The organism is Halobacillus sp. Cin3 (genome assembly GCF_947311855.1).
Taxonomy (GTDB): domain Bacteria; phylum Bacillota; class Bacilli; order Bacillales; family Halobacillaceae; genus Halobacillus; species Halobacillus kuroshimensis.
In genome coordinates, this window is sequence record NZ_CAMZMV010000005.1 from 42364 (window position 1) to 61112 (window position 18749).

The following is an 18749-nucleotide window of genomic DNA, read 5'->3' on the forward strand; positions in this document are numbered from 1 at the left end:
TCTTCAAGGAGACGTTTACGGATATTTTATTGAGGAAATAAACAGGTATAGACATTTTAGATAAGGGAGAGATGACCGTGGAAACCTATCAACTGTTCATAAATGGAGAATGGATCAAAACCGGTGAAACACAGGAGGTCCTTAATAAATATACACAGGAAACCTATGCACATGTGGCTAAAGCCTCTGAAAAAGAGGTCGATCAAGCTGTTGCGGCTGCATCCGATGCGTACCGGAATAACCAGCTTTCTCCTTACGAACGTTATCAAGTGCTGAAGCGGGTCAGTGAACTTCTGCAGGAAAATAAGGAAGACTTAGCGGCAACGATTACCCACGAAGCTGGAAAGCCGTTGAAGCAGGCACGCTCAGAAATCGATCGTGCGACCCAGACGTTTGAACTTTCCGCTGAAGAGGCGAAACGCATTCATGGGGAAGGGGTCCCGGTTGAAGCAGCACCTGGATCGGAAAACCGCATGGCCTTTACAATCAAGGTTCCGGTCGGTGTCGTTGGAGCCATCAGTCCGTTCAACTTCCCGATCAACCTCGTCGCTCACAAAATTGCCCCAGCTATTGCCGCAGGGAACGCAGTGGTACTGAAACCGGCAAGTAAAACGCCGATTTCCGCTCTGAAACTGGCCGGTTTGTTTGAAGAGGCAGGACTCCCGAAAGGGCTGCTCAACGTCGTTGTAGGTTCCGGATCGACGGTCGGTAATCAGATGATGCAGGACCCCCGCATTAATCTCTATACGTTTACAGGAAGCGCAGAAGTAGGATTGAAGCTGAAGCAGAACACAGGATTGAACAAACTGGTGCTCGAACTTGGGAACAATTCGCCCGTAATCGTCGATAAAGAAGCGGATGTAGAGGCAGCGGCGGAAAATATTGCGGCTAAAAGCTTTGCCTTCGCCGGACAGGTGTGCATCTCGGTGCAGCGGATTTATGTTCACGATGATGTGAAAGATGCTTTTCAGGACAAGTTCATCCAGGCGATTGAATCTCTGAAGGTCGGCGACCCGAATGATCCGGAAACGGACGTAGGGCCGATGATCAGTGAGGATGAAGCCGAGCGTGCCGGGCAGTGGATCGAGGAAGCGAAGGAAGCAGGAGCGGAAGTCGTTTATGGAGGGGAACGCGAAGGTGCTCTTCTGAAACCGACCATCCTTACCAACGTGACCGGCGATATGAAGGTGGTTTGTGAAGAAATCTTCGCCCCAGTAGTCACCATTCAAACGTTCTCTGACATAAAAGCCTGTATCGAAGACGTCAACACGTCAAGCTATGGTCTGCAGGGAGGGATTTTCACCCAGAATGTAGACACGGCTTTCTATGCGGCTAGAAACGTGGAAGTTGGAGGATTCATGATCAATGATTCTTCTCAATACCGCGTGGATCTGATGCCTTATGGTGGTGTGAAGGACAGCGGATCCGGCAAGGAAGGTCCGAAGTATGCGATGGAGGATATGACAGAAGAACGTCTCGTGGTTATGAACTTAAAATCATAATAAGACGCCTGAACATTAAAAGTGATTCTACACGACTTTTGTCAAAGTTGAAGTAAACGTTTTTCGTTAAGTTTGAATGGCTGTGTTAAGGTACATTTTTCACATCAATCTTGTTGAAAAAGAAAAAACTTCTTCGTTGCTCATCATTTAGTGAAGTCACGGGAAGCGTTCGGTGGTGGCGCCTGCGGGAACAGCGCAAGCTCAAGATCCACTTGATCAAGGTAGCTGAGGCCGTGCCCGCGGCAAGCATCCACCGAAAAGCTGGATGTGACGGTTTACACGATTATGGTATTTCTTCAATATCTTGAGCCTCCTGTTCGTTTACAGGAGGCTTTATTTATTCACGAAGCTGTTTTCTCTGCAGCAGAACCATCCGGGTAAACAGGGCTGCTGCTCCGGCTGTTAAGCCGATGGTCAGACTCAGCCAGTAGCCGTAGGGGCCGAAAGCTGTGTAGTTGGCAAGCAGCCATCCGCTCGGAAGCCCGATTCCCCAGTAGGAAACGAAGGCCATCACCAATGTAATGTTCACATCCTTATATCCACGGAGGATGCCTTGAAGCGGGGCTCCGAATCCATCAGAAAGCTGGAAAAATACCGCGTAAATAATAAAGGTCTTTGTTAATTCCACGACAGCTTCATCAGAGCTGTACAACCTTGCCACACTGTCATCGAATACGTATAGGATGAGGCCGGCAATGACGCTCATACATACAGCGAGTCCGATGCCCAGGTAGGAATAGGTGCGGGCTTCCTTGTAGCGCCCCGCCCCTGATTCAAATCCGACAACGATCGTCAAAGTGAAGGCAATGCTGAGCGGTACCATGTACAGAAACGAAGCGAAGTTGATCGCTGCCTGGTGCGCAGCGATCGTATTGGTGTCATACACCGTCATGAAGAAGGTCACCGCAGCAAAAATGCTCGTTTCAAAGAAAATCGCGAACCCGATGGGAACACCGATTTTCAGCTGATCTTTCCATTCATGCAGCGATGGCCGTTTCCATGCCTTGAAGATCTCATAGCGTCTCAATGGTCTTACCCGGTGGATGATCAGGACGAGGATAAGTAAAGACACCCAGTAAGTCAGAGACGAAGCGGCCCCCGCCCCTACACCTCCAAGAGCAGGAGCGCCCCATTTACCAAATATCAACACATAGTTGAATAAGAGATTAAGTGGGAGTGTCAGTAGAATGACCATCATGGAAAGTCTTGTCAGTCCGAGAGCATCCACAAAGGAACGAAGGATATTAAAGACGAATAAAGGCACGATACCTGTTCCAAGGGCGACTAGATAATAACGGGCCACGCGGGCAACTTCAGGTTCGATATTCATGAGGGACAAGATGGGGTCCAGTAGAAACCAACCGGTCCCTGCTACAACTACGGCCAGCAGGACAGCCAGATAGACCCCTTGTTTGACGGAAAAAGGAATCTCTTTTTCCCTCCCGGCGCCTTTTAATTGAGCAACGATCGGGGAAATCGCCATCAAAATACCGTTCAGACCTGTGAAAACGGGTACCCAGATGCTTGACCCGATTGCAACACCAGCGAGCTGATCTGGTCCCGCTCTGCCGGACATGACGGTGTCAAAGAAGTTCATGGCGTACATGCCGAGCTGGGTAATTAAAATAGGAAACAAAATGATTAGAAATAGTTTGATTTTCTCTTTTATTGTGTGAGTTTCATACATGATGATCTCCCTTTTCTGTTACAATGCAATTTAGAGGAATATGAGGATTATAGCACATTTATCCATAGAAGAAAGATCTTAGAAAGGACGTTAATCCAATCATGAACGATAAGCGTATTTTATTTACAGGCGGAGGAACGGCAGGTCACGTCATTGTGAACCTCGCTCTTATCCCGGAATTTCAAAAGCAGGGATATACCGTTGATTATATTGGTTCCTATGAAGGAATTGAAAAGCAGTTGATTGAACCGCTGGAAGGAGTGACCTACCACGGAATCTCCACAGGAAAGCTCCGGAGATATATGTCGAAGGAGAACTTCAAGGATCCCTTTAAAGTAGCCAAGGGCCTGATGCAGGCTCTGTCTATCATCCGGAAGAGAAAACCAGGCGTTGTCTTTTCAAAAGGCGGGTTTGTTTCGGTTCCGGTCGTGATGGCTGCCAGATTAAAGGGCGTTCCCACGCTCATCCATGAATCCGACTACACGCCGGGTCTTGCGAACAAGCTTTCTTTCCCGTTTGCGAAAAAGATTCTGGCTACATTCCCGGAAACGATGAAGCACCTTCCGGAAGACAAAGGTGAATTTATTGGAGCCGTTGTCAGGGAAGAGCTGTTCCAGGGCAGTCGCTCCAAAGGTCTTTCTATGTGCAGCTTCCATAAGCAGAAACCTGTCGTGATGGTCATGGGAGGAAGCATGGGCTCCAAGGTCATCAATGATGCGGTCCGCTCCAATCTGGATCAACTGCTGCAGAACGTGCAGATCATTCATATTTGTGGACGTGGAAACAAGGATGACTCATTGAAGCGGCCGGGTTATGCCCAGTTTGAATATGTCCAGGACGAGTTGAAGGATTTATTTGCAGCCACGGACTTTATCGTTTCCAGGGCCGGGTCCAACGCCATCTTTGAATTTCTAGCATTGAAAAAACCGATGCTTCTTATTCCATTGTCGCGAAAGGCCAGCCGGGGTGATCAAATCCTGAATGCCGATTCCTTTGTCAAGCAGGGCTATGCGATGAAGCTGGAAGAGGAAGAGATGACCAGGGACCGTTTTGCGACGGATCTTCAGACGTTGATGCAGAATAAACAACAAATATTGGAAAGTATGCAGGATTATAAGAGTGAACAGACGAAAGAAAGGGTTATACGACTCATTCAGGCGTTTGAAAAGTGAGTGCTGAAAGAAAGAGTAAAGAAGTTTTTTTCCATTTTTATGAAAAAAACGATCGAACCTTTTATAGGGCGACATAAAAGGGAATAGGTAAATGTAGACAAATCACCACATTAGTCATTCTTTACTCATTCAGCAGAGGAGAGGTTGAATCATGAAGACGTCTCTTGAAGCACAGATCAGACATCCACGAGAAATAAGGACGATCCGGAAAAAATACCACCCCTATTTAGCCAAGTACTTTGGGAGTGATCAGCTGCTCGTCGACGCCAGTATATCTGAGGCGGTATGGAATGCCTGGGAGCACGGACACGGGCAGAACAGAGATTACCCGATCCTGCTGAAGGTGAACTTTCTAAAGCACCGTCTCGTCGTACGGGTCTACGATCAGGGCGGAGGTTTTGACTGGCGGCCTTATCAACTATCGAGCGATGTGAGGCATTGGTTTCCGAAAATGGAGGATCTGGATGAAAACGGCCGGGGCATTATGCTCATCCTTCGGGTTATGGACTGTCTGAGGTATAATGAAAAAGGCAACGAATGTTTGCTGATGAAAAATTATCTTCAGGAGTAGATACTGTGAAATCCAATATGTGCCGCTACTGTTATAAAGAAATCAAGGACAGGGATGAGCTGGTGACGGCATCCAGCTGGTTCCGCCTGCGTCCCTATCATTATCAATGTTTTGAAAAACTTGTACAGGACACCCGGACGGTTGCGGGCGTCTGGAAACCGGTAAACGGTTTGACGGGCTCCGTCAATCTCCTTGTCATGCTGATTCTGGCTGTGGGTCTCCTTGGTACTGATCTTCTGGGCAGCATCGGAGATATCATTGGGGTGATCGCATTGTATCCCCTTTTCCTCCGGCTGTTGTCTTATATGATTTTTGAGCGGCCGCTTCCTAAACTCGCACCGGAAAAGCAGAGGTAACCGACAGGATTCCTTCATACCGAGCTTGTAGAGAATTTCCTCTACAAGCTTTTTTTCATGCTCCCAAAAGGTTTACAATAGTTTTGATTGCGCTTCCATAAAGGGTGTGATATGTTGGTTTTCTCTGTTTTTAGATTTGTTGATCGCAGCTATTCATGGAAGGGAGGAGATTCAGCTTGAATGAATTTCAGTATGAGAAGGATCGTCTGGATTTTACGAAGGCTTATATGGAGCGGATGATTGCTGCCCAGGAAAGCGGTCGTGCCTCTTTAAAGGAGCGCCAGGGGGATACGCTGGAAAACCTCGATTTCCAGGACAGCAGTTTGCGGTATCAGGAAATGCTCTCCCACGCCAACTTTATGAAGATGTCCAGCGACCAGCTGGATAATTTGAAAAGTCTGCGACGTAAGCCTTACTTTGCCAGGATCGATTTTCACCGGAAAGAAAATCCCGAAAAAGAACAGTTCTACATAGGGAAGGTCTCCTTGTTCGACAGGGAAACGCAGCTTCCCATTATCCTGGATTGGCGGAGCCCGCTGGCTAACGTCTATTACGAAGGACGGCTTGGGGAGGTCAGCTATGAGGCGTTGGGCGAGCGGTATGAGGGAGAAGTTTCTTTAAAGCGGCAGTACCAGATTGAAGAAGGAGAGTTGATTGACTACCGGGACATAGACGTAACGGCTAATGACGATCTCCTGCAGGACTCCCTTTCCCAAAACGCCGGTGGGCGCTTATCCGAAATTGTTTCGACGATTCAGGAAGAGCAGAACCGTGTCATCCGGGCGGATCTTCGAAAGCCGATCATTGTCCAGGGGGCAGCGGGAAGTGGAAAGACGACGATTGCTTTGCACCGCATATCCTACTTTCTTTATACGATGAAGGAGATATTCAAGCCGGACGAAATGCTGATTCTCGCTCCCAACCGTCTATTCATCCAGTATATCTCAGAAGTACTTCCTGAACTGGGGGTGCAGCGCGCCAGACAGTCCACTTTCCAGGATTACGCCGTTCATACGGCCGGGATCAAGAGGCCGGTCATTACTCAGCATGATGTGCTCACACAGGCTGTTGAAGGTACTATTGGTCGGGATGGGGTTACTGCCGCCAGTTTAAAAGGATCGAAGGAATTCCAAACCATCATGGACACCTATATCCAATCATTGAAAAAGCAGTACACCATCAATCAGGATTTTATGCTTTCGGAGTTCCGGATAAAAAATGCTCGAGCCATCAACCGTCTGTTCTTTGAGGAATACAGCTATTTTCCTTATGAGGTACGGGTGAAAAAAATTAAAGCGGTTCTCCAAAGTGAACTGCGGCGTAAGAAAAAACAGATTCTTGAAAAGGTGGCTGCCAAATACGATGAAGCACTGGATAAGGCTTTGTACGGAATGAAGGATCCGGATAAACGGAAAATTCGAGTCAGCTACTTGATTACAAGAAAAGAGGAACGGCTCGCTGAGATCAAAAAGGCCGCACGGACGGCAGTCGCTTCCTTTATGAAGCAGTACCCGTCTTTTCCTATAGAGAGGACGTATGAAAGGTTGTTTGAGGAGGACGTATTTCTGGGCGTCCACCCTGAGGATACCGAAGAATGGAGAGCGGTCCGCCGCTGTTCCCGAGCGGCATTTGCAGAGGGATATGTCTACTCCGAGGATCTTGCGGCTCTGCTTTATCTCTATACATTTCTAAAAGGCATCCACCCGGATGACCGAGCTAAAAAAGTGGTGATTGATGAGGCACAGGATTACAGCTATTTTGAAATCTATGCTCTGCGCAGGGCCTGTCAAACGGACTTGTTTACCATTGTCGGAGATCTGGCCCAGGGCATTTATCAATACAGGGGGCTTGACAATTGGGAATCATTGGTCGAGGACATCTTTCCTTCAGCCTCTTATTTAACCTTACAGAAAACGTATCGGACAACCATTGAAATTATGGATCTTGCGAACGGCCTGCTTACTTATCTTCCGGTCTCTCTGCCGCGGGCGGAGCCTGTCGTCCGTCACGGATCTCTTCCACAGTTTCTTCCTCTCAGAAATGGATGGGAGGAAAGAGTCAATGCCTACTGCCTCGGTCTCGTGGAAGAAGGGCTGTCCAGCTTTGCCATCATTACAAAAACGATGGCGGAAGCTGAGGATGTCCAGAAAAAACTGGAGGTTTATGGCATGGCTTTTAAGCTTTTGAGAGAAGGGGAGGAAAGCTTGTCTGAACGGATGGTTTTGCCTGCCTATATGGCCAAAGGTCTTGAATTCGATGCTGTTCTTTTATATAACGACCACGATCCTTTCAAGGAGTTGGAGCTTGATTTGAAAATGCTGTACGTAGCTATGACCCGTCCCCTTCACAGGCTGCTGATGATTGGAGAAGAAAAAGAGGACTTTCTGCTTCATCTCATCCAATCGGACCTCTTCGTAGAAGTTTAGATTCCCGTCCATAAAGGGTACATCCTGTCATAAAGCTGATGGTGTATGCAGAGGACTGCATTTTTCAGACCGCTTTTCAATAATGAAAGGAGTTTTATTGATGGGAATCCGTTCGGAAGCCGTTCTAAGTAATGGTGTGAAAATTCCGCGTGTAGGTCTTGGCGTTTATAAAATGGAAGATGGAGAAGAAGTTAAGCAAGCGGTTCAATCCGCTGTCGACCTTGGTTACCGCCACATTGACACTGCTTCATTCTATGGGAACGAAGCAGGGGTTGGGGAAGGAATAAAAGCCTGTGCGGTGCCCAGGGATGAATTGTTCATTACTACGAAGGTGTGGAATGACGAACAGGGATATGAAGAAACGCTGGAAGCTTTTAATAGAAGTCTTGATAAACTGGGAGTAGAGACCCTGGACTTGTACCTCATTCACTGGCCGGTTCCCGGGAAATTCAAAGACACGTGGAAAGCGTTGGAGAAACTCTACCATGAGGGGCGTGTCAGAGCCATTGGGGTGTGCAATTTTATGGAGCATCACCTCGATGAACTGATGAAGGGTGCAGAAGTGACCCCTATGGTCAACCAGGTGGAATTCCACCCGGCCCTCTACCAGGAAGCGCTTGCTGATTACTGTTATCAAAAAGGAATCCAGCTGGAAGCATGGGCTCCGTTAGCCCGAGGCCGCTATTTTGATGCCGCGATTTTAAAACAGCTCGCTGAAAACTATCAAAAAACCCCGGCTCAGGTTATTTTAAGATGGCACCTGCAGCATGATGTCGTCGTTATTCCGAAGTCGTCCAATCCGGATCGTCAGAAAGAAAACTTTGATGTTTTCGACTTTGACTTGAAGAGCGATGAAATGCTGCGTATCGACGAACTGCACAGTGGGGACCGTATCGGTAAGCATCCAGATGAATTTGATTATGATGCATAAAGAAATCACCAGCCTCCGTGGCTGGTGATTTCAGCTTTTAATGGACCAGAGGCGTATGCGCTTCTCTCTTTGTGGGACATTAATAAAAAATGTGCCGGCAGGGAGGATGGTCTGTTGAATGTGCAGCTGATAGAAGTTTATATCCCGGATAAGCACTTTGAATCAATCAATGAAAAGCTTCAACAATACGATCATCGGTCCTATTGGATTTCCAGCGAGTCTGAAGAGCGCATGCTCGTCCGGATGCTCGCCGATACAAGTGATGTCGAGGAAATCCTCAACTATTTGGAGGGAGTCTCAAACGTCGTTGAAGGATTTGAAACGATGCTGATCCCTGTCCAGACGTACTTATCCAAGGAAACCATCAATGAATCGGTGGAGGAAGAAGGAGAGAAGCAGGAGGCAGAAAAAGCGAAACTGCTGAGAGCGAGCCGTCATGAGCTTATGAATGCAGCAGAAAAAAACAGCAGGATTTCCTGGAACTATTCTCTTTTAATCGTGCTTTCAGCGATCGTGGCAACAGTCGGGATCATCAAAGACAGTGAAGCGGTCGTTATCGGTGCCATGGTAATCGCGCCGATGATCGGCCCCGTCATCTCCATTGCCTTCTCTGCCATCCTTGGAGACTATAAGCTGCTCGGCAAGTCTGCTCTGTCTTCCTTATACAGTGTACTCATCGTATTAGCCATATCGATTCTTTTTGGTTATGTGACGGATGCTGGAATGGAAAACAGTCAGTACCTGGACCGGACAAAGGTGACTTTGATCGACATCCCGCTCGGCGTAGCTTCCGGGGCAGCGGGGGCTCTTGCTTTTCTCAACCGGTTGTCCGGGAACCTTGTCGGCGTTATGGTAGCGGTTGCATTACTGCCGCCTTCTGTCGCCCTTGGCATGTCCATCGGTGACGGGGCGTTTGTGTCAGCTTACGGCGCCTTCCTGCTTGTCACAGTCAACATCATGTCAATCATTCTTGCGGCCGTTATGATCTTTTCCATCAGCGGCATTCGTCCCGTCCGATGGCAGGAGGTCCAGAGAGCCAATGTTTCCCGGCCGCTTTCCATTGTTTTTGTCAGCATCATCATCCTTGTCCTGGCCATCGTCATTCTGGAAGGTCAGAAAATTATATAATTGCCGAGCGGGTTTTGAATGAGCCTCCCGCAGGTTACCGAGGAAAAACATACGTCCGGAGCGTATGTTTTTTTATGGTTCACAGCATGGAAACTGATCTATCAAAAATAATGTCGTATTTCCCGGGAAATGTCCACCGCGTTTTTGCTGGTCGGCTTTTCATCCATAACCGTGATACAATGATGAAGCGGAGAACGCATGAGCAAGATCATGGGCTTCTCTAATTCAAAAGAGTTGGAGGCAAATCCGATGAGTGATCAAGATGAGAAAAAAAGAGACATCATTGATGAGGATTTGTATGAAGAAATAGATGAAGAAGAGTTGTATGATCTCGTGCAGGAAGAAAAGCGAAAAGCACTGGAACGGGATCGTGAAGAAAGGGAACAGCGCAGAGAAAAGCGTCCTTTTCCCAGATGGATTTTCTGGCTGATTGCCGGGGTTATGGTTGTCAACGTAACGGCAGCTCTGCCCAATACCTTTTCCATTCCGGCGGTGGATTTCCTGATGACCTCGGCTCGGTTATCCAATGACGAAACCATTCAAACATACAAAGAGGCCGTCGTCGTTGTAGAAGCAGGGCAGAGTAAGGGCACCGGCTTTGCAGTATCTGAAGACGGGACGATTTTGACGAATCATCATGTCATCGAAGGGGAAAAGCGGATTGCTGTAGCTTTTCCTGAGCAGGGATTGTTTAGTGCTGAGGTTCAAGCCGTTTACCCTGAGGTGGACCTCGCCGTCCTGCAGGCGGATGGGGAGGAAGGCTTTCCCCACTTGGACCTTGCCGCCTCCACCCGGTTTCAGAGGGATGAGCATGTCTATTTCATTGGAAACCCCCTTCGTTTCTCCGGGATCGCTAATCAAGGAAATGTGCTCGGTTATACGGACGTTTCCGGTATGGAGCAGGAGGTTCTCATGCTGGATGCCCCCATCTACCGTGGGAATTCCGGTAGTCCAGTCATCAACGGGGAAGGGGATGTCATCGCCGTCGTTTATGCTACAATGAATGATGAAGACGAAGGACGTGTCGGACTGGCTGTACCGATTGATTATTATTATGAACAGTCAGGAGAGGCTCCATGATTGGAGCTTCTTTTTTTAGTTCTAAAGTCCTGTTCCGGTGTGGGAAACTGGATGATAGTTTTGTCATTTGGTGTAGAATACGGTCCCATTGGCGAAAGGTGGATGGAAAAGGGGACGAATGGCCTGAATTTTGAAATGATTATTTAATAAAATGTAAACCTCATGTGGTAGACCAGTCCCCCTTTCTTTGAGTAAAATGGTCATGCTTACATGCAATATCTATGCCCAAAACCCATTCAAACACATACTTCAGGCATATTGGTTGATACAAATCTGTAACATAAATGAAACAATTTATAGATAAACACCCAGAAATAGACGGATTTATACGAAAACATTAGTAGGCTGGAGGTGGTAAAGGTTGATCAAACGTCTTTTTCACAAAAACGACGCCTCCCTGGACGAACAAGTAGCGTCCGCAAAAGAGGGAGATGACGAAGCAAGAAACGAAATGCTCAAGCAGTATCAACCTTTTATCGCCAAAAGTGTTTCTGAAGTGTGTAAAAGATATATAGACCCTGCCAGAGATGATGAATTCAGTATTGGACTGCTCGCTTTCAATGAAGCGATTCAATCCTACTCTTCGAACAAAGGAAGTTCCTTTCTATCCTTCGCCCGTCTTGTAATCAAACGGAAAGTGATCGACTATATCCGTAATGAGCAGAAGCGTCCACCCGTTACCTCTTTGGATGAGGACTTCCATGAGGAGGAACAGATGGAGAATCCATTGGAAATCTCCGCAGCCAGAGAGCGGCATCAATTGGAGACGGAAGCTTGGCACCGCAGGGAGGAGATCCTTGAATTCCAGCAGGAGCTGGAGCGGTACAGGCTTTCCTTTGAAGAATTGATTGAAGTATCTCCCAAGCATCGGGACGCAAGGGAATCAGCGGTACAAGTGGCCCGACTCGTTTATGATGATCACGATCTGCGCGCACAGGTACTTGAAAAAGGCCGCCTTCCCATTAAGGATTTAGTCGAACGTGTGGATGTCAGTAAAAAGACACTGGAGAGAAATCGGAAATTCATCATTGCTCTCGTACTCATTTTTAAGGGGGATTATATTTATCTTAAGGACTATTTGAAAGGAGTGGGCATGTGAAAACAGGCATTGTCATGGAGCGTAAGAAAGAGTATATGATTGTCATGACGAATGAAGGCCGCTTTTATCGAGCTGTTACGATTGCTCATGCAGAAGTGGGGACAGAAGTACAGTTTCAATCCATCCCCTCAAGTAAAGCGGCCCGGCAGTGGTCAGAGATGCTGCAGTACCGTTATACAAAAGCCGTCGTGGCGGCTGTGCTTTTTCTAATGGTTTTAATTCCCGCATACTCCTGGCATGGCAGCAACCAGGCCTTTGCTTATATGAATATAGACATCAACCCTAGTGTTGAACTTAAGTTGAATGATCGAATGCAGGTGCTCGACATCGAGCCGAATAACGCTGAAGCGGAGGAAATTGTCGCTCTTCTTTCAGATTGGAAGAAGGAAGATGCTTCGGATGTAACAATGGACCTGATTCAAGCGAGCCGTGATAACGGTTTTGTAAATGAGGGGAACCAGGTGCTCATCGGCATCAGCTATCTGGAATCAGACTTTGATCACCAATACTTAGAAGAAATGGAAGGTACGCTGAACGAGGAGTCCAAACAGATGACTGTAGCGGCCTACCTTATTCCGGACGAATGGCGCAGAAAGGCCAAGGACGACGATCTTTCTGTGAATAAATGGATGGCCGAACGGCTCACGGATGAGGAGAATCTGAACGAAGACACAGAGAATATCCCGGAAACCATTGATGATACGGACAAAGAAATCATACAATCCTTTTATCAAAAACCGGCATCTCAAGGTGAAAAGGATACCAGTGAATCTTCTGACGATTTTTCTGATGCAGTCCCTGTCCATCCAAAAGTAGAACCGCAGAACTCCATTGAGCGACAGTCTCCTGGTGGCGATCAGGAAAAAGAACCGGAGCTTCTTCCCGGGAAAGCAGAATTCGACCTTCATCATGAAGACCGGTCTTCCCGCAGTCCCGCCACCAGTAATAATGGGAATGATCCTGTCCCGGAGACCTTACCGTAAAAGGCATGTCCTGTGTTTAAGAAAGTATTCCATGTGACTGAAAACACTCCTGATTTATTGGGGAGTGTTTTTTTATTGTATTTTGAGTGAATATAGAGGTAGTGTGAGTAAAAGGAGGAATAGTGATGAGTAAACCGTATCTGGGTGTAAAAGACGGCCGTCTGGCAGAATGTCCGTCCTCCCCCAATTGTGTGTCCACACAGACCGACCAGCAGGATAAAAAGATGAATGCTCTTCCATTTACCAATGATCTGGAAACCTCTAAGCAGGTCATGAAGGAAGTGCTCCATCAGATGGAGAGAACGACGATTGAAACGGAAACAGAAAATTATATCCACGGCATCGTCAAGTCTAAATGGATGAAATTCAAGGATGATGTGGAATTTTATTTTGATCAGGATGAACAGGTGATCCACTTCCGTTCCGCCTCCCGTACAGGGTATTCGGATATGGGGGTCAACCGGAAGCGGATGAATGGCATCTCAGAACATTACGAAAGCATGAGGAGGAAATAGACGATGGATTATGATTATCAAATTGCGGTGATCGGGGGCGGATCAGGAGGCCTTACCGTCGCCGCAGGAGCTGCAAGCTTCGGTGCAGAAACGGCTCTTATTGAAAGAAAGCCGAACCTTGGAGGCGACTGTCTTCACTACGGGTGCATGCCGTCCAAAGCCCTCATACAAGCTGCGAAAGAGGTTCACACCAGTTCTCACTATCAATCCTTCTCTAATGAGGACTACGATCACCTGTTCAGTGGAGCAATGGAGCGTGTGGCTGAAGCGGTAGAGGATGTGCAGAACCATGATTCTAAAGACCGTTTTATCGATATGGGCATCGATCTGTATGAAGCAGAAGCTGTCTTTCAAGACCCGCATACACTCCGCGTAGGCGAAAAGACGATCACGGCCAAGCGGATTGTCATCGCGACAGGGTCCTCCCCTTTCATCCCGCCGATCCAAGGAGTGGATGAGGTCGATTGCTTAACGAACGAAACCATTTTTTCTCTGCGTCAGCGGCCGGCATCCATGGTGGTTATCGGCGGCGGGATTATCGGCATTGAACTTTCCCAGGCCATGAGCCGTCTTGGTGTAGACGTGACGGTATTGGAAGGGAATGATACGATCCTCGCTAATGAAGACGAGGAAATTGCGGGGATCGCCCAACAGACAGCTTCCCGTGAAATGAACATCTTGACGAATGCAAAGGCAGACCGCATTGAGAAGACGCAGACCGGAGTCAAGGTCGTTTATACAAAAGACGGCGTGGAAAACACGCTTGAGGCTGAACAGCTTCTTGTTGCGACAGGAAGAAAAGCGAATACCGGTAGTCTCGGGCTCGAACATGCAGGCGTGGAGACAGAAAAAGGAGCGGTTACCGTCAACGCTTCTTTAAGAACGTCACAGAATCACATCTATGCCGTCGGGGATTGTAACGGGTCCATGCCGTTCACACATGTCGCCGGCATGGAAGGAAAAATCGCCGTGTCCAACGCTGTGCTGGGTCTTTCCCGGAAAGCTTCCTATGAGAAGATTCCATGGGTGGTGTACACGGCGCCGGAAATTTACCACCTCGGCTTAACAGAAAAGGAAGCAAAAGAAAAATACGGCGATAAACTGTTGACGTTCAAGACGAAACTGGAAAATAATGACCGGTTTATGGCGGAACGGAACACGACAGGCTTAGTGAAAATCCTGACGACCAGCAGAGGACGCATTGTGGGGGCCCATGCGGTCGGCGAAGGGGCAGGCGAATGGATGCAGGAAGTAGGAACCGTCCAAGCGCTGAATAAAAAGTTCCAATCGATTTCCAACATCATTCACCCATATCCCGCGCGCAATAATGTCGTATCCCAGACATCAGACCTTTATTGGAGAGAGAAGTTATTCGGCAGCCGGGTCAATGATTTGATTCAATGGTATGTGAAAAAGTGGCGTTAAAAAAAAGCTGATATGACATCCAGGCTCTCGGAAAACCCAGGGCTGCCTGCATGTCGGTCTATCATACAGCGGGGCCTTATCGCCTCCAAGATCCTCGTGACATTTCCTTCGTGTCTTCATGAGGGTGACGATAAAAAAAGCTGTCGAAAATTATTCGACAGCTTTTTTCATGGTTCTATTGATTCAAGTGCTGACTCTGGTCACCTGCCAGCCCATAAAAGAACATATGGGTAATTTCCTCTGTAAAGGCTGCAATCGATTCATCAAACAAGTGATCCGTTGACTGCAGAGCTTGATAAAAAGCGTTGATAAAAAACAAAACCGATCGGAAAGAAATATCGGGATGTACGTCTCCTTCTTTTTTTCCCTGTTCAATCAATTCCATTAAGAGCGGGATGGTTTCATTCTGGGTAAACGATTGAACAAACTCCTGAATTCCAGGGTGATCTGTGAGAACGGTTTGTAGAAAGCCTGGGTCCAGATGCAGAATATTTTCTTTCTTTTCTAATATGACATGGTTGATTTTAGCCTTGAAGCTCCGGTCAGGGTCCCGTACAATAAGCCGAAACTGTTCGAACCGCTCGTAGAAGAACTTCTTTATCGTTTCAAAAACGAGTTCATCCTTACCACCGAAGTAATTGTAAATGGTCACCTGGGAGACCTGGGCTTTTGCTGCGATTTCCTGAATGCTGACCTTCTGTACTCCATATTCAGCGAATAAGGAGAGGGAAGCATCGAGGATGCTGCGCTTTTTTCTTTCCTTCCGCTTTTCAAATCCATTCATCGGCCACACCTCTTCCCGTACATCATACATCGAATTATGAACTGTTTCAATTCATATATTTCAAATCAGAAATCCTATGTGAATCTTCTGTAAATAAGAAGCGGCCACTGGGTATGGTTTGATATGATGAACATATGGAAAAAACAAGTAATGGGAATCACGAAGGTTTTTAAAAAGGGGGAATGGCTATGAGAAGAAATACCGCAGCCGTCGTAACTGAAGCGGCAGAAGGCATGGGAAGAGAGGCGGCGCTCCAGCTGGCGGCCGAAGGTGCCTCCCTTGCTGTAACTGGTTATTCGGAGGATATTTTTCTATTTAAGGAAGTGTTGGAGCAGAAGGGAGCTGGACGTGTTCTTGCTTTTCAGGCGGACGTCACAGAAGAAAACGATATGGAACATGTTGTCCAGGCTGCCCGGAATGCCTTTGGAAGGGTGGATGTCCTTGTCACCCATGCCTATTTTGAGGACTCCGGTTCTTTGGAAAGCGTCACGGTGGAAGAGTGGCAGCGTACCTATGAGCGGAACGTACAGGGAATTTTCCTTCCCGTCAAGGCGGTGTTTCCAGCTATGAAGCAGCAGAGGTCAGGAAAAATCATTACGGCTTTTCAACACCCTGTCCAGCAGAAGTCTGTCCTTAACTCCTCAGGGTTGGCGGCGGTCGAAGCATTTGTCCACGCTGTCATGGAAGAAGCTGGTCCCTGCCAGGTTCAAACGGGTATGGTGCATGTCTCTATCGACACGCAGTCATTGGATGATGTTGAATGGACAAAAGAATGGGCGCGTGCGTTCACAACGGTTTTGGATGACACATCGCCTATGGCTGTCCAGCGAATCAGGAGCGAAGATAAACACGTGAAATGAGAAAACCGCAGAAGCGAATTCTGCGGTTTTTTTTTATAAGGAAAGGCTTTCCATTGTTGTGGTTTGAGCATGATCGATATAGCTGAGCAGGGCCTCGTGTGAATGGAGGCGGTCTTTGTGCCGGCTCGGGTAATAACAGGCATGCAGAAAGGTTTCAATCTTTTTGGACAAAAGTTCATCATTGGTCCGGACCATAAGGACAAGCAGATCATCCCACTGTCCCCATATCATATAATGGAGAGCCTTATCATAATCGTACGTATTCATCGCTGACACTTCCTTTATGAAAGAAGTGTTTTTAGTATCTCCATCAGCGGTCATCCCCACACTGAAAGATCGTCACAGTTCTTCCAGACTCGACATAAAAATGCGTTTTTCTTCCGCAGATCCATGGAAATTTTGTTATGATGGAATGGAAAGTTTTTGCTATATCTACGGAGGGAGACGTTCGGATGTCGGAGAAACAGCAGCTTTATGCGCACACGGGACTTCTTGCCGCCTTCAGCTTATTCTTATTCCTGAGCTTTGTAACAGCTGAAGCCGACAGTGTCCAGAGAGTCATGATTACGATCAGTGAAGTGATTGGATGTGCATCCCTGGCAGGAGCCGTCATTTCGCTGTATTACATAAAAAGCGGTCAGCGTTTTATGATCCTGGCCATTCTTGCTTTTCTTGTGCCCTGGCTTGTTTATGGGATCGGATATGAAGCGGGATTGGATGGTGATACCTCCTATGTCTGGGTGTGGTTCATCAGTCTGTATCTCCTGCTTGTGGGCGGTTTTATCATCTTAAGGATGAGCTATAAGAAAACGGAGGAAATCTTCAAACTTGTCCCAGCATCTTTGATGTTTGTTAATGCTATTCTTTTCGTATACCTTATCTTTATACATATATGGTGGAGTCTTCCTTTCGTTTGAAAGAAAACCCAGGTCCTGCAAGGATCTGGGTTTTCTTATGGTTGATTTTACAACCGCATATTTGCGTTTTGGTCACACATACTAAAAGCAATCGGAAAGGAGGAATACCAATGAAAATTAAGACACTTGCCCTTGGGTTATTAGCAGCGGGTTCTCTTGTCGCCTGTCAGGCGGAACAGGAAGCCGGCAATGACGGTAACTACAATGGAGTTGAAAATACAACTTTTGAGCGTGAGGCCGACAACATGTATCAAGAAGGCCGGAAAGCGAATCAATACGACAATGACCGCGGCATGGTCCACAATACGAACTACCATGTAGCTAAAGATGCTGCCAACCGTATTATCAAAAATGTGGACGGGGTGGATCGCGCCTACGTGTTGAAAACCCGTGATAACGCCTACGTTGCCGCTGAACTTGATAATCCAGCAGGAGATAAAAACGAAGTCTCCGATAAAATGGAAAAACAGATCAAAGAAGCGGTGAAAAATTCCGACCAGGATATCAACAACGTATATATTTCTACAAACCCTGATTTCGTCGACTTGACGAACAACTATGTGGATGATGTTGAAAATGGCGAACCTGTGCGGGGATTTTTCCGTGAATTCGGAGAAATGGTCGACCGCATATTCCCAGATGAACGTTCCTAATGGATACACCAGCTTCCTTTCCGGGAAGCTGGTTTTTTTATGTATAAAGGATGCCTGCCGGTGTTTTCTGTTAAGCTGTAGAAAAACCTATTCTGGAGGGAAGCCTGTGATTCGAACAGCGGAAAGAAATGATGCCGGACGTTACAAAAGGCTGATGGCAGAACTTGAGGGAGAGACAGACTTCCTGCTTTATGGAAGGGATGAACGCACGTGGACGCTCGATCGTGTGGAAGGAATGATTCAGCATTGCAGAGAACAGCAAGGATCACTGCTCCTTCTTTCTGAAGACGAGTGGGGACTGAACGGGCATGTCACGGTATTAGGAGGGTCTGCTCCGAGAAACCGGCATGCGGCAGGGATCATTACAGGGGTGAAGAAAAGGGTGCAGGGGACGGGAGTGGCCGATGAGCTGTTCGATTATGTAGACTCATGGGCGCGGGACCATGGGATCTTGCGTCTTGAGCTTACTGTGATGGTTCGGAACACAAGGGCTGTCCGGTTTTATGAAAAGCATGGATACATAAAAGAAGGAAGAAAGCAGGGGACGCTGATGGTGGACGGGCAGCTTGTGGATGAATACATGATGGCTAAAATTCTATAGCGGGTGGATATAACATGCCCGTAACCTTCATGTTCGCTCTTTCCTGTTCATATAGTAAG

General features: G+C 47.4%; 19 protein-coding genes. 16 read left to right on the forward strand and 3 right to left on the reverse strand.

Annotation, left to right across the window (positions count from 1 at the left end):
- Positions 1–71: 71 nt before the first annotated feature.
- A complete protein-coding gene (locus tag QMA39_RS15505) occupies positions 72–1502 on the forward strand; it encodes an aldehyde dehydrogenase family protein (RefSeq protein WP_281659268.1) in 1431 nt (476 codons plus the stop codon).
- A 337-nt stretch (positions 1503–1839) separates the two neighbouring features.
- Here the strand turns inward: QMA39_RS15505 and QMA39_RS15510 are convergent, their stop codons facing one another.
- A complete protein-coding gene (locus QMA39_RS15510; RefSeq protein ID WP_206936057.1) occupies positions 1840–3189 on the reverse strand; it encodes an MATE family efflux transporter in 1350 nt (449 codons plus the stop codon).
- Between the two features lie 101 nt (positions 3190–3290).
- Here QMA39_RS15510 and QMA39_RS15515 point away from each other — a divergent pair, with 101 nt between their 5' ends.
- From QMA39_RS15515 to QMA39_RS15565, 11 genes are all read left to right on the forward strand, one after another.
- On the forward strand, positions 3291–4361 hold the full coding sequence (locus QMA39_RS15515; protein WP_206936055.1) for an undecaprenyldiphospho-muramoylpentapeptide beta-N-acetylglucosaminyltransferase: 1071 nt from the start codon (positions 3291–3293) through the stop codon (positions 4359–4361).
- Between the two features lie 151 nt (positions 4362–4512).
- A complete protein-coding gene (locus QMA39_RS15520; protein ID WP_027956608.1) occupies positions 4513–4932 on the forward strand; it encodes an ATP-binding protein in 420 nt (139 codons plus the stop codon).
- A gap of 5 nt (positions 4933–4937) precedes the next feature.
- On the forward strand, positions 4938–5288 hold the full coding sequence (locus tag QMA39_RS15525; RefSeq protein ID WP_027956607.1) for a hypothetical protein: 351 nt from the start codon (positions 4938–4940) through the stop codon (positions 5286–5288).
- 176 nt (positions 5289–5464) lie between these two features.
- A complete protein-coding gene (helD, locus tag QMA39_RS15530) occupies positions 5465–7714 on the forward strand; it encodes an RNA polymerase recycling motor HelD (RefSeq protein WP_281659269.1) in 2250 nt (749 codons plus the stop codon).
- 100 nt (positions 7715–7814) lie between these two features.
- Positions 7815–8645 carry an aldo/keto reductase gene (locus QMA39_RS15535; RefSeq protein ID WP_206936050.1) on the forward strand — a complete coding sequence of 277 codons (831 nt, stop codon included), beginning with the start codon at positions 7815–7817 and terminating at the stop codon, positions 8643–8645.
- A gap of 120 nt (positions 8646–8765) precedes the next feature.
- Positions 8766–9773, forward strand: coding sequence for a TIGR00341 family protein (locus QMA39_RS15540; RefSeq protein ID WP_281659365.1), 1008 nt, complete (start codon positions 8766–8768; stop codon positions 9771–9773).
- Positions 9774–10022: 249 nt separating this feature from the next.
- The gene (locus tag QMA39_RS15545; protein ID WP_206936046.1) at positions 10023–10853 is read left to right on the forward strand and encodes a serine protease; all 831 of its coding nucleotides are present in this window, start codon (positions 10023–10025) and stop codon (positions 10851–10853) included.
- 361 nt (positions 10854–11214) lie between these two features.
- A complete protein-coding gene (gene sigI, locus QMA39_RS15550) occupies positions 11215–11952 on the forward strand; it encodes an RNA polymerase sigma factor SigI (protein WP_281659270.1) in 738 nt (245 codons plus the stop codon).
- A complete protein-coding gene (locus tag QMA39_RS15555) occupies positions 11949–12935 on the forward strand; it encodes an anti-sigma factor domain-containing protein (RefSeq protein ID WP_281659271.1) in 987 nt (328 codons plus the stop codon). The genes sigI and QMA39_RS15555 overlap by 4 nt, the downstream gene beginning before the upstream one ends.
- A 125-nt stretch (positions 12936–13060) precedes the next feature.
- Positions 13061–13450 carry a DUF1499 domain-containing protein gene (locus QMA39_RS15560; RefSeq protein ID WP_027956600.1) on the forward strand — a complete coding sequence of 130 codons (390 nt, stop codon included), beginning with the start codon at positions 13061–13063 and terminating at the stop codon, positions 13448–13450.
- 3 nt (positions 13451–13453) lie between these two features.
- Positions 13454–14875, forward strand: a complete 1422-nt coding sequence (locus tag QMA39_RS15565) for an NAD(P)/FAD-dependent oxidoreductase (RefSeq protein ID WP_281659272.1) — start codon at positions 13454–13456, stop codon at positions 14873–14875.
- 175 nt (positions 14876–15050) lie between these two features.
- Here the strand turns inward: QMA39_RS15565 and QMA39_RS15570 are convergent, their stop codons facing one another.
- Complete coding sequence (locus QMA39_RS15570) at positions 15051–15659, reverse strand: TetR/AcrR family transcriptional regulator (protein WP_281659273.1); 609 nt, start codon at positions 15657–15659, stop codon at positions 15051–15053.
- Positions 15660–15847: 188 nt separating this feature from the next.
- Between QMA39_RS15570 and QMA39_RS15575 the strand changes: the two genes are divergently transcribed.
- Positions 15848–16519 carry an SDR family NAD(P)-dependent oxidoreductase gene (locus QMA39_RS15575; RefSeq protein ID WP_281659274.1) on the forward strand — a complete coding sequence of 224 codons (672 nt, stop codon included), beginning with the start codon at positions 15848–15850 and terminating at the stop codon, positions 16517–16519.
- Positions 16520–16552: 33 nt separating this feature from the next.
- On the opposite strand, the gene QMA39_RS15580 is transcribed toward QMA39_RS15575, so the two are convergent.
- Positions 16553–16786 (reverse strand): YhdB family protein, encoded by a 234-nt coding sequence (locus QMA39_RS15580; RefSeq protein WP_027956597.1) that lies wholly within the window; start codon positions 16784–16786, stop codon positions 16553–16555.
- A gap of 185 nt (positions 16787–16971) precedes the next feature.
- Between QMA39_RS15580 and QMA39_RS15585 the strand changes: the two genes are divergently transcribed.
- The 3 genes from QMA39_RS15585 (at position 16972) to QMA39_RS15595 (ending at position 18690) form a co-directional block, all read left to right on the forward strand.
- Positions 16972–17436: a hypothetical protein gene (locus QMA39_RS15585; protein ID WP_281659275.1), complete on the forward strand. Its 465-nt coding sequence runs from the start codon at positions 16972–16974 to the stop codon at positions 17434–17436.
- 110 nt (positions 17437–17546) lie between these two features.
- Complete coding sequence (locus tag QMA39_RS15590; protein ID WP_206936032.1) at positions 17547–18089, forward strand: YhcN/YlaJ family sporulation lipoprotein; 543 nt, start codon at positions 17547–17549, stop codon at positions 18087–18089.
- Positions 18090–18195: 106 nt separating this feature from the next.
- Positions 18196–18690, forward strand: coding sequence for a GNAT family N-acetyltransferase (locus tag QMA39_RS15595; RefSeq protein WP_206936029.1), 495 nt, complete (start codon positions 18196–18198; stop codon positions 18688–18690).
- Positions 18691–18749 lie beyond the last annotated feature (59 nt).

Coding starts and splice junctions, on each gene's coding strand:
- QMA39_RS15510 (WP_206936057.1), bottom strand. CDS start 3,189: ATGTATGAAACTCACACAATAAAAGAGAAAATCAAACTATTTCTAATC.
- QMA39_RS15565 (WP_281659272.1), top strand. CDS start 13,454: ATGGATTATGATTATCAAATTGCGGTGATCGGGGGCGGATCAGGAGGC.
- QMA39_RS15545 (WP_206936046.1), top strand. CDS start 10,023: ATGAGTGATCAAGATGAGAAAAAAAGAGACATCATTGATGAGGATTTG.
- QMA39_RS15520 (WP_027956608.1), top strand. CDS start 4,513: ATGAAGACGTCTCTTGAAGCACAGATCAGACATCCACGAGAAATAAGG.
- QMA39_RS15560 (WP_027956600.1), top strand. CDS start 13,061: ATGAGTAAACCGTATCTGGGTGTAAAAGACGGCCGTCTGGCAGAATGT.
- QMA39_RS15575 (WP_281659274.1), top strand. CDS start 15,848: ATGAGAAGAAATACCGCAGCCGTCGTAACTGAAGCGGCAGAAGGCATG.
- QMA39_RS15580 (WP_027956597.1), bottom strand. CDS start 16,786: ATGAATACGTACGATTATGATAAGGCTCTCCATTATATGATATGGGGA.
- QMA39_RS15505 (WP_281659268.1), top strand. CDS start 72: ATGACCGTGGAAACCTATCAACTGTTCATAAATGGAGAATGGATCAAA.
- QMA39_RS15535 (WP_206936050.1), top strand. CDS start 7,815: ATGGGAATCCGTTCGGAAGCCGTTCTAAGTAATGGTGTGAAAATTCCG.
- QMA39_RS15570 (WP_281659273.1), bottom strand. CDS start 15,659: ATGAATGGATTTGAAAAGCGGAAGGAAAGAAAAAAGCGCAGCATCCTC.
- QMA39_RS15515 (WP_206936055.1), top strand. CDS start 3,291: ATGAACGATAAGCGTATTTTATTTACAGGCGGAGGAACGGCAGGTCAC.
- QMA39_RS15585 (WP_281659275.1), top strand. CDS start 16,972: ATGTCGGAGAAACAGCAGCTTTATGCGCACACGGGACTTCTTGCCGCC.
- QMA39_RS15590 (WP_206936032.1), top strand. CDS start 17,547: ATGAAAATTAAGACACTTGCCCTTGGGTTATTAGCAGCGGGTTCTCTT.